Here is a 9,548-nt window from a genome sequence, read left to right as displayed (position 1 = left end):
GGCAGTTCGGGCCGGAACCGCATGATCTTGGTCTCCGGGCCGATGGTGAGCGAGCGGGCGAACGAGTCGTACTCGGCCGCGGCCTGCAGGTGCATCAGCATCTGCCCCGACTCGTCGTACGCCCGGTGCAGCGCGTCCTGGTCGGCGATGCGCGACACGCCCCGCCAGGCGCCGCCGTCGAACGGCTTCATGAACATCGGGTAGCCGACCCGACCGGCCACCTCGTCCAGGTCGAACGGCAGGTTGTACCGCTCGGCGGTGTAGGCCCACTTCTCGTGGTCGACCGGGTTCTTGTACGGCACCAGCCAGGTCTCCGGGATGTCGAAGCCGAGCCGGATCATCGCGCAGTAGGCGGAGTGCTTCTCCATCGCCTGGAACGTGAACGGGTTGTTGAGCAGGTAGGTGTCGTTGACCAGCGCGGCCTTCTTCAGCCACTCCCGCGGGTGGTAGTACCACCAGGCCAGCCGGTCGATGACGACGTCGTACCGCACCGGGGCGCGCAGGTCGAACGGCTCGATGGTGATCCGCTCGGTGTCGATGTGATGGTCGACCCCGCGGTAGGTGACCGGGTCGAGCCGGCGCGTCAGGGTCTGGAACGCCCGGGGCCAGTCGTTCTCGGTGCCCAGCAGCAGGCCGATCAGATGCGTCGTGGAATCACCCGTCATGAGGTGATCTTCACCGGCGGCGGCGGGCTCGGCAACGCAGCGTCGCGCGCGCGTCTCATTCGACCCGGTCCAGCACCAGGTCGTGCAGGGCGGCCATCAGCTCGTCCTCGCGCTCGGTGTGCGCGGTGCAGGTCACCGCGGCCCGCCGGACCGGGTCGATGATCGCGAACTGCCCGTACCGGCCGTGCAGCTGGTACCGGCCGTCCCGGTGCGGCCAGACCCCCAGACCGTAGGTGCGGTCGTCCGGCTCGCCGGACGGCCGGGCCGGGCCGGTCGAACAGTCCACGACGTCGGTGGCCATCCGCCGGACGAAGCCGGCCGGGATCAGCTGCCGCCCGTCGGTCCAGGTGCCCTCCCGGACCAGCAGCAGGGCGAACCGGCCCAGCTCCGCGGTGCGCAGCAGCAGGTCGCTCTCGGCCGTCGGGTAGCCCAGCGGGCAGCGGTGCCACTGCGGGTTGGGCAGGTCCAGCGGGGTGAACAGCCGGGGCATCAGGTAATCGCGCACGTTCGCCCCGGTCGCCCGGGCCAGCGCCCGGGCCGCGGCGTACGGGCCGGAGCCGGTGTAGGTGAACCGGGTCCCGGGCTCGGCGACCAGCGGTGCGGCGACGATCTCGGCGAGCAGGTCCGGCGCGTGGACCGGTTGGTCGGCGAACCACTGGTGCGAGGTGCCGCTGGTCATGGTCAGCAGCTGCCGCAGGGTGACGCGGTCGACGCCGTCCGCGGCCACCGGGACGAGCTCGGGAAAGTGGGCCAGCAGCGGGTCGTCCAGGCTCAACCGGCCCTCGGCCTCGGCCAGCCCGAGCGCGACCGCGGTGAAGCCCTTGGAGACCGAGTACAGGTTGACCCGGTCGTCCGACCGGAAGCGGTGCCCGATCGGAACGGAGCCGTCCCGCTGCACCTGGATGCCGTAGCTGCCCAGGCCGCGGTCGCGGTCGGCGCGGATGAAGTCGGCCAGCAGGTCCGGTCGCATGGCGTCCTCAGCCCAGCGCCGGCAGGTAGACGGCCGCCTGGGCCCGCCAGCTGGGCCAGTCGTGCGGCCACTCGTGACCCCAGACGAACAGCTCGTGCGGGATCTGCTTGTCGGCCAGCACGTGGGCCAGCGCCCGGGTCGAGGCGTTGGCGCCGGTGGTGTCCTCCCACTGGCCGCTGCCGACGACCAGGGTGAGCGCGAGCCGGGACCGCAGGTAGTCCAGATGCCCGCCGTGGGTGCCGGGCAGGAACTGCAGCGGGCTGGTGAAGTAGGTGTCGTCGTCGGACGCGCCCCAGGCCCGCCAGCTCCACGGGTCGTAGTTGCCCGACAGGGCAACCGCCCGGCCGAAGACGTGCGGGTGGCGCAGGGCGAACAGGACGGCGTGGAAGGCGCCCATGGACGGGCCGGCGACGGCGACATCATCGCGCCCGCCCATCCGGTCCCGGATGAACGGCACGACCTGCCAGATGATCCAGTCCTCGTACCGGCGGTGGTTGCGGGCCCGGTCGCCGAGCGGCATCCAGGCCGCCGACCAGGAGTCCCGGTCGAACGAGGGGACGCAGAACACGGTGATCCGGCCGTCGTCGATCGCCGGGCGGACGGCGTCCAGCATCCCGTTGGCCTCGAAGTCCCAGGGGTCGCCGGCCTCGCTGGGGAACCAGATCACCGGCCGCCCCCAGTGCCCGTGCACGGCGATCTCGGCCGACCCGCCGAGCGAGGGGGCGTCCAACCGGTGGTACTCGGTCTGGGTCATGGCCGAGAACCTAGTGGGCCGCGCCCGCGGACCCGCCGTCGGACCCGGCCTCGCCGGTGGGGCGCCGCCGGACCTAGCCCAGCCGGTGGGCGCCGTCGGCGTCGGCGCCGCGGGCGTTCACGGTGGCGCCGGTCCGGGCCAGGGCCGCCGCGTCCTCGGGTCCGCAGCGATGGTCCGAGGTGAGCGCGCACCACCGGTAGGGCGCGGCCACGTCCTGGTAGGAGGCGACCCAGGCGAGGTCGGGGGTGCTCCAGGTGCCGTCGGCGGCCTGGCTGAACTGCACCCGGACCAGCAGCCCGTCGCGGGTGCCGGTCACCTCGGTGCCCTGCGCGGCGATGGCGTTGCCGAGCCCGTAGATCGCCCACTTGCCGTCGATCTTCTCCAGCGGTTGCACGACGTGCGCGTGGTGGCCGTAGACCAGGTCGACGTCGGGGGAGGCGAGCAGCGTGCGGGCGGTGCGCGTCTGCTGGTCGTTCGGGGTGCTGTCGTACTCGTCGCCGGCGTGCACGGCCACGACGACCAGGTCGGCGCCGGCGGCCCGGGCCGCGTGGGCGCGGGCCAGGATCGCGTCGGTGTCGATGGTGTTCGCCTGCCAGGGCTGGTCGGGGGTCAGCCAGTTGAAGTCGTAGGCGACCGAGATGAAGCCGACCCGTCCGTTCGGCGTGTTGATGATCACCGGGCGCCGCGAATCGGCCTCGGTGCGGTACGAGCCGTCGTGCACCAGGCCGGCCGCGTCCAGGTCGTCCAGGGTGCGGTCCAGGCCGGTGGTGCCGCGGTCGAGCGTGTGGTTGCTGGCGGTGGAGCACGCGTCGTACCCGACCTGCACCAGCGCGGGAAGCACCTGCGGCGGTACGGAGAAGGACGGGTACCCGGAGAACGGTCCGGCGGCCGGGGCCAGCGGCGTCTCCAGGTGGCAGATCCCGATGTCGGCGCTCGCGACGTACGGCTGCTGGCCGGCCAGGATCGGGAAGAAATCCAAGCCGCCGGCCCCGCTGCCGTCCGTGCGGGCCTGCGTCACCAGTTCCGGGTGCAGCAGCACGTCGCCGGTCAGCGCCAGGGTCAGGCACCGCACGCCCGGGCACGGCGGGTTCGCCACGCCGTCGCCGGGCGCGGCGACCAGCCGGTCCGCGGCCGGCGTCGGTTCCGCCGGCGGATCGGGATCGACCGGCGGCGCCGGCTCGGCGGCCGGGGTCGGGTCCGTCGTCGATGCCGGCTCGGTCGGCGATGCGGGCGCCTCGGTGGGGTCGGGCGCGGCGGGCGGGGCGACGACCGTCACCCGGGTGGCGTCGGGGGAGCGCAGTGGCTCGGTCAGCGGGGCGACCGTGGCCGCCACGGGATCGGTGGCGGCGGTGGTCGGGGCCGCCGCCGGGCGCAGCTCCGGGGCGGCCGCGCCCAGACCGCCGGACGCGCACCCCGCGCACAGCAGCGCGGCGACGGCGGCCAGCGCGACCCGGGGCCGGCGACCGAAACGCATGGGGCGGACGGTAACGATGTGACGAGCGTGACACCGGCAGGCGCGCCCGGGGACGGCCGGGCAGCCGGACGGGTGGGCGCGGTCAGCGCAGCCCGGCGACCAACTCGTCCAGGGCCGGGTACCAGGCGTCCCGCCAGCCGATCATGGTGTGCGCGTCGGGGACCGGCCGGAACGTCACCGGGTAGCCCTGCGTCGCCAGTGCGGTGACCATGGCCTCGTTGTTGAAGCGGTTCTCCTCGATCGTGCCGCAGGTGATGAGGGTGGGCACGGCCCGCGGCGGGGCGTCCACCGACCGGTCCGGACCGGCGGCGACCTGCCGCACCGCCGCGCACACCCGGTCGAAGAACGGGTAGCCGCTCTCCTGGGGATCCAGCTCGGGCGTGAAGAACGAACCGGACTGCAGGGCCAGTCCGGAGATCGAGCCGGGATGCCGCCGCTGCAGGGTGAGCATGGCCAGCGCGCCCAGGCTCGCGCCGAGGCCGATCACCGACCCGGTCAGCACCCGGGCGGTGATCGCGGGCAGCACCACCTCGGCCAGGTGCGCGCAGTAATCGGGGTCGGCCGAGTACCACTGGTCCCGCAGCCCATCGGGCGGGTCCAGCAGGGCGACCCGGATCGGCTGGGTCCGGGCGTGCTGCGCGGCCCAGGACAGCAGGCGGCCCCGCTCGGCCAGGTCCGAACCGTCGTGCGCGAGCAGCAGCGGGGCCGGCTGGTCGGACGCCAGCCCGGCGGGGGAGAACAGCCGGACCGGCACCGGCCGGGCCAGCCGGCCGCCCGGTGTCGCGATCTCGGTGACCGGCCCGGTGGCCGGGGTCAGCAGCCACGGTGGCTCGCGGTAGTCGGGGAAGCGGATCTCGCTCTTGTCCCCGAACGGGTTCGGCACGCGGCGCGGGTTGCCCGGATCGGTGGTCCAGACGGTGTCGCCGTCCCGCCGCACGGTGAACTGGTATTCCAGCCGCCAGGCCGCGGGGCGGGGCAGGTCCAGCGTCCACCGGCCATCGGACCAGGCGAACTCGGGGGTCCATCCGGGGCCGAGGTCGCCGGTCATCCAGTCCACCTGCAGCCGCACGCCGGCCAGCTCGTGCGCGGGGTCGGCGACCCGGAACCGCACCCCGTCGGAGTCGACGAGCGGACCGGACCCCGGGTCGGTCGGCCCGTCCTCGTCCGGCCGCCGGTGTCTGGCTGACATCCGGTCACCGTACGTCATCCCCAGGGCCGTCCGGCGGTGCGGCAACACGGCCGACGCATCGGCTACATAAGGTGTGCGTCATGGATCGGCAGCAGCAGTTCGTCCTGCGCACCCTGGAAGAGCGGGACATCCGCTTCGTCCGGCTGTGGTTCACCGACGTGCTTGGCTTCCTCAAGAACGTCGCGGTGGCCCCGGCGGAGCTGGAGGGCGCGTTCAACGAGGGCATCGGCTTCGACGGGTCGGCGATCGAGGGCTTCTCCCGCGTCTTCGAATCGGACATGGTCGCCCGGCCCGATCCGTCCACCTTCCAGGTGTTGCCGTGGGAGGCCGACGGCGGCCGGGTGTACTCGGCCCGGATGTTCTGCGACATCACCATGCCCGACGGGTCGCCGTCCTGGGCCGACCCGCGGCACGTGCTGCGCCGGGCGATGGGGGACGCCGCCTCGCTCGGATTCACCTGCTACGTGCACCCCGAGATCGAGTTCTTCCTGCTCAAGAGCCTGCCCGACGACGGAACCGCGCCCGAGCCGGCGGACCAGGGCGGCTTCTTCGACCAGTCCTCGCACGACGCCGCGCCGCACTTCCGGCGCCGGGCGATCGAGACCCTCGAGGCGATGGGCATCTCGGTCGAGTTCAGCCACCACGAGGGCGCGCCCGGCCAGCAGGAGATCGACCTGCGCTACGCCGACGCGCTGACCATGGCCGATAACGTCATGTCGTTCCGGTACGTGGTCAAGGAGGTGGCCATCACGCAGGGGGTGCGGGCCTCCTTCATGCCCAAGCCGTACGTCGACCAGCCCGGTTCGGCGATGCACACCCACTTCTCGCTGTTCGACGGCGAGCGCAACGCCTTCCACGACCCGGACGACGAGTACCAGCTCTCCGACACCGGCAAGGCCTTCCTGGCCGGCGTCATCCGGCACGCGCGGGAGATCACCGCGGTGTCCTGCCAGTGGGTGAACTCGTACAAGCGGCTGGTCGTCGGGGACGAGGCGCCGACCACCGCGTCGTGGGGGACGGCGAACCGGTCGGCGCTGGTCCGGGTGCCGAACTACTCGCCCGGCAAGTCCTCGAGCCAGCGGCTGGAGTTCCGCCTGCCCGACTCGGCCTGCAACCCGTACCTGATGTACACGGTGGTCATCGCGGCCGGCCTCAAGGGCATCCGCGAGGGCTACGAGCTGCCGCCGCCGGCCGAGGACAACGTCTGGTCGCTGTCCGAGGTCGAGCGGCGGGCGATGGGCTACCAGAAGCTGCCGACGTCGCTGGAATCGGCGCTGTCGGTGATGGAGGGCTCCGAGCTGGTCGCCGAGGCGCTCGGCGAGCACGTCTTCGACTTCTTCCTGCGCAACAAGCGCTCCGAGTGGGAGGCCTACCGCCGGCAGGTCACCCCGCAGGAGCTCAAGCGGTACCTCTCGCTCTGAGCCGGGCGGCCGGCGGTCGGGGGAACAGGAGCGCGGCGTGTCCGAGGTCGAGGTCTTCGACGACCCGGTGCGGTTCCACGCCGCGATCGCCGAACTCGTCGCCCGCGACCCGGTGGGCGCGACGATGCTCGCCGGCGTGCTGGACAACCGGATCGCCGACCGATCGACGGGCGGCCCGGGACCGCTGCTGCTCACCGTCCGGGACGGCGACGGCGTCGCGGTCGCGGCCCTGCGCACCCCCGGGCACCCGCTGCTGGTGACCGCCGACCAGGAATTGCGCGACCGGCGGGCCGCCCTGCGCACCCTGGTCGCCGGCCTGCGCGAGATCGGCGAGCCGGTCACCGGACTGCACGGCCGCCGGGAGATCGTCCGCCCGTTGGCCACGGCCTGGGCCGACGCGACCGGCGCGCGGCCCGAGCCGCGGCTGTGGCTGCTGCTCCACCGGTTGGGTCGGCTGGTCGAGCCGGCCCCCGTCCCGGGGCAGGGCCGCCCCTTCGACCCGGCCGATCCGGCCGAGGTCGACCTGCTGGCCCGCTGGTTCGCCCTCTTCCAGCAGGAGACCGGGGTGGCCCGGGGTGCGGTCGAACCGGACCCGGCGGGACTGCGCCGGCTCGTGCACCGCGGCGACCGGTTCACGCTCTGGGCGCTGGATCCGGACGCCGGGAGCGCGACCGGGCCCGTCGTCTCGGTCGCCGGCCACTCCCGGGTGCGGCCCGACGCGAGCTGCCGGATCGCCCCGGTCTACACGCCGCCGGAATGGCGCCGGCAGCGGTTCGGGGCGGCGGTCACCGTCGCCGCCGTGCAGGCGGCGTGGGCGGCCGGCGCCGCCGAGGTCACCCTGTTCACCGACGAGGAGTACCGGCCGGCCAACGACCTGTACCGGTCGCTGGGCTTCGAACCGATCGCCGAGTTCGCCGAGATCGACCTGCCGGGGTAGCGCGACCTACGCGACCTGGGCGGGGGCGTGCAGCTGCAGCGCGTTGATCGCCAGCCCGCTCATCTGCCGGGCCAGCTCGTCGTCCGGCAGCGGCGAGTCGAACGTGCCGACCACGTTGAGCATGCCGAACGCCCCGTGCACGGCCGTGCGGACCCGCTCCACGTCCCAGTCCGGGTGCGCGTGGCCCAGCAGGGTGCGCCACTTGCGGACCAGCACCCGCTGCCGTTCGTCGAGCGCGGCCCGGTCCTCGGCCGGCAGGTGGTGCACCTCGCGGACGAACACGGCCATCAGCCGCCGCCGGCCGCAGACCGCCTCGGCGTACTTGACGATCAGCTCGCGCAGCCGGGCGGCGTCCTGCTCGGGGGTGACCGGGGCCGACGAGACCTCCACCCGGTCGTAGGCGACCGCGTCGATCACCCGGTCGAAGACCGCGGTCAGCACCGAGGCCTTCGCGCCGAAGTGCCGGTAGATGGCCGGGCCGGTCACCCCGGCCGCGGCCCCGATGTCGTCCATGCCGACGGCCGCGTAACCGCGGTCGGCGAACAGCTGCGCGGCGGCAGCCAGGATCGCCTCCCGCCGGGCCGCGCCCCGGGCCGACGGAGCGGTCGCCGGGATCGACGGTTTCTCGGCCGGGCCCGGATCGAGCGGCACCGTGCCGCCGCTGCGCCAGTACTCGCCGTCGGCCCGGTCGAGCAGGCCGAAGTCGACCAGGCCGCGGCGCAGGCTCACGTAGTCGTCGTAGATCTGCATCAGCTCGCGGTTGACCTCGGGCTCGGTGTAGCGCACACCGGGCACGAAGCGCTGCGCGATGAGATCGAAGACCGCGAGCTGCCGGGACTGCTTGGCCGGCAGGTTCTTCAGCCGCCCGTCGGCGTCGAAGAAACGCCGGAGGACCGCTTCCGACTGCTGCGCGGCCGCGCGTTGGAGATCGTCCACCACCGGTGCGTTGCCCTAGTCGATCTTCTCGCCGATCTCGACGCGCGGGCGCGGGGCGCGCCAGCGGCGGATCAGGCAGGCGCGGTTGAACGCGTAGAAGCCCAGCGAGGAACCGCGGGTCGACTGGCCGGAGCTGTCCCCGTTGGGGAACTTGGCCTTGACCTTGTTCGAGATCTGCCGCCCGAAGATGATCGAGTCGATGACGGCGGCGGCGATGGCCACCAGCAGCACCAGCGGCCCGTAGGCCTGGACCACCTGCAGGGGGATGAGCAGGATCAGGAAGGACAGGACCGCGATCGGCAGCAGGATGCCGGCCACGTTGCGCCGCGCGTCCACCAGGTCGCGCACGTACGCGCGGACCTTGCCGCGGTCGCGGGGCAGCAGGTACTTCTCGTCGCCGGCCATCATCCGCTCGCGGTTGACCCGCGCGGCCGCGCGCCGCTCGTCCTTGCTCATCGACGAGCGCTGTTCCTTGGACCGCTTCATCGCCTCGCGTTGCGTCTTGGGCGGCGGGGCGACCGGCCCGCGGGCGCGTCCCTCGGCGTCCCGACGCTTGGGGGTCGGGCGGCCCTTCTTCCCGTCGGCCTTGGTCAGATCGACCGGGTCGGGCTCCGGAGCGGCCTCGGCCGGGGGTTCAGCAGGTTTGCGACGCAGGAAACTCACCGGGACAGCCTAGGGCTCTCCTGAACAATCCGGCTCCTTCGTCGCCGGATTGCCGTCAGGACACCCCTGCGGTGCTCGATGGTGGCCTCGCCCGCTCGGCCAACCGGTGCTCGAAGCTGGCCTCGCCCGCTCGGCCAACCGGTGTGCCCCGGGGCGGCGCCGAGGGTTTTTGGTCACGTCGGCCGCGGGAACCTGCCGGATGCCGGAGCCGGCGTGGCATCATCGACAGTGCGACTGCACCGCGTGCGCATCATCGCGACCGCACAGGCAGTCCTCAAGCCCCAGGGAGTTGCGAACATGACCGTTGCTGACACCACCGCCGGCGTGGCCAAGGCCGCTCACGGCGTGACGCTGTCCGACGCGGCCGCGGCCAAGGCCAAGGAACTGCTGGACCGGGACGGCACCGCCGACATGGTGCTGCGGATCGCCGTCCAGCCGGGTGGCTGCTCGGGCCTGCGCTACGAGCTGTTCTTCGACGACCGCACCCTCGACGGCGACGCGCTGGTCGAGTTCGGCGGCATCGGACTGGCCGTCGACCG

At 73.2% G+C, this 9,548-nt stretch carries 10 protein-coding genes; 3 read left to right on the top strand and 7 right to left on the bottom strand.

What is annotated here, in order from left to right:
- From ACOJUF_RS19260 to ACOJUF_RS19240, 5 genes are all read right to left on the bottom strand, one after another.
- The coding region (locus ACOJUF_RS19260) for an ATP-grasp domain-containing protein (RefSeq protein WP_420123436.1) at positions 1-665 on the bottom strand (665 nt) is incomplete at its 3' end.
- Positions 666-720: 55 nt separating this feature from the next.
- Positions 721-1,635, bottom strand: a complete 915-nt coding sequence (locus ACOJUF_RS19255) for a serine hydrolase domain-containing protein (protein WP_420123435.1) — start codon at positions 1,633-1,635, stop codon at positions 721-723.
- Between the two features lie 7 nt (positions 1,636-1,642).
- A complete protein-coding gene (locus ACOJUF_RS19250; RefSeq protein ID WP_420123434.1) occupies positions 1,643-2,389 on the bottom strand; it encodes an esterase family protein in 747 nt (248 codons plus the stop codon).
- A 73-nt stretch (positions 2,390-2,462) separates the two neighbouring features.
- Entirely contained in the window at positions 2,463-3,863 is a 1,401-nt protein-coding gene (locus ACOJUF_RS19245; protein ID WP_420123433.1) for a CapA family protein, read from the bottom strand.
- A gap of 82 nt (positions 3,864-3,945) precedes the next feature.
- On the bottom strand, positions 3,946-5,052 hold the full coding sequence (locus ACOJUF_RS19240; protein ID WP_420123432.1) for an alpha/beta hydrolase: 1,107 nt from the start codon (positions 5,050-5,052) through the stop codon (positions 3,946-3,948).
- Between the two features lie 80 nt (positions 5,053-5,132).
- Between ACOJUF_RS19240 and ACOJUF_RS19235 the strand changes: the two genes are divergently transcribed.
- Together ACOJUF_RS19235 and ACOJUF_RS19230 are read left to right on the top strand one after the other, a co-directional pair.
- Complete coding sequence (locus ACOJUF_RS19235) at positions 5,133-6,473, top strand: glutamine synthetase family protein (protein ID WP_420123431.1); 1,341 nt, start codon at positions 5,133-5,135, stop codon at positions 6,471-6,473.
- A 37-nt stretch (positions 6,474-6,510) separates the two neighbouring features.
- Positions 6,511-7,410 carry a GNAT family N-acetyltransferase gene (locus ACOJUF_RS19230; RefSeq protein ID WP_420123430.1) on the top strand — a complete coding sequence of 300 codons (900 nt, stop codon included), beginning with the start codon at positions 6,511-6,513 and terminating at the stop codon, positions 7,408-7,410.
- A 6-nt stretch (positions 7,411-7,416) separates the two neighbouring features.
- On the opposite strand, the gene ACOJUF_RS19225 is transcribed toward ACOJUF_RS19230, so the two are convergent.
- Both ACOJUF_RS19225 and ACOJUF_RS19220 read right to left on the bottom strand, forming a co-directional pair.
- Positions 7,417-8,346, bottom strand: coding sequence for a DUF2087 domain-containing protein (locus ACOJUF_RS19225; protein WP_420123429.1), 930 nt, complete (start codon positions 8,344-8,346; stop codon positions 7,417-7,419).
- 15 nt (positions 8,347-8,361) lie between these two features.
- A complete protein-coding gene (locus tag ACOJUF_RS19220) occupies positions 8,362-9,009 on the bottom strand; it encodes a DUF3043 domain-containing protein (protein WP_420123428.1) in 648 nt (215 codons plus the stop codon).
- A gap of 297 nt (positions 9,010-9,306) precedes the next feature.
- On the opposite strand from ACOJUF_RS19220, the gene ACOJUF_RS19215 reads away from it, so the two are divergent.
- On the top strand, positions 9,307-9,548 hold a 242-nt coding region (locus ACOJUF_RS19215; RefSeq protein WP_420123427.1), incomplete at its 3' end, for a HesB/IscA family protein.

It is taken from the genome of Nakamurella sp. (assembly GCF_048594475.1).
Classification (GTDB): Bacteria; Actinomycetota; Actinomycetes; order Mycobacteriales; family Nakamurellaceae; genus Nakamurella.
This window is presented reverse-complemented; position numbering and strand designations above follow the sequence as displayed.

Bases quoted from the DNA above. Each gene is read 5' to 3' on its own strand.
- ACOJUF_RS19250 (WP_420123434.1), bottom strand. From the start codon at position 2,389: ATGACCCAGACCGAGTACCACCGGTTGGACGCCCCCTCGCTCGGCGGG.
- ACOJUF_RS19245 (WP_420123433.1), bottom strand. From the start codon at position 3,863: ATGCGTTTCGGTCGCCGGCCCCGGGTCGCGCTGGCCGCCGTCGCCGCG.
- ACOJUF_RS19240 (WP_420123432.1), bottom strand. From the start codon at position 5,052: ATGTCAGCCAGACACCGGCGGCCGGACGAGGACGGGCCGACCGACCCG.
- ACOJUF_RS19235 (WP_420123431.1), top strand. From the start codon at position 5,133: ATGGATCGGCAGCAGCAGTTCGTCCTGCGCACCCTGGAAGAGCGGGAC.
- ACOJUF_RS19255 (WP_420123435.1), bottom strand. From the start codon at position 1,635: ATGCGACCGGACCTGCTGGCCGACTTCATCCGCGCCGACCGCGACCGC.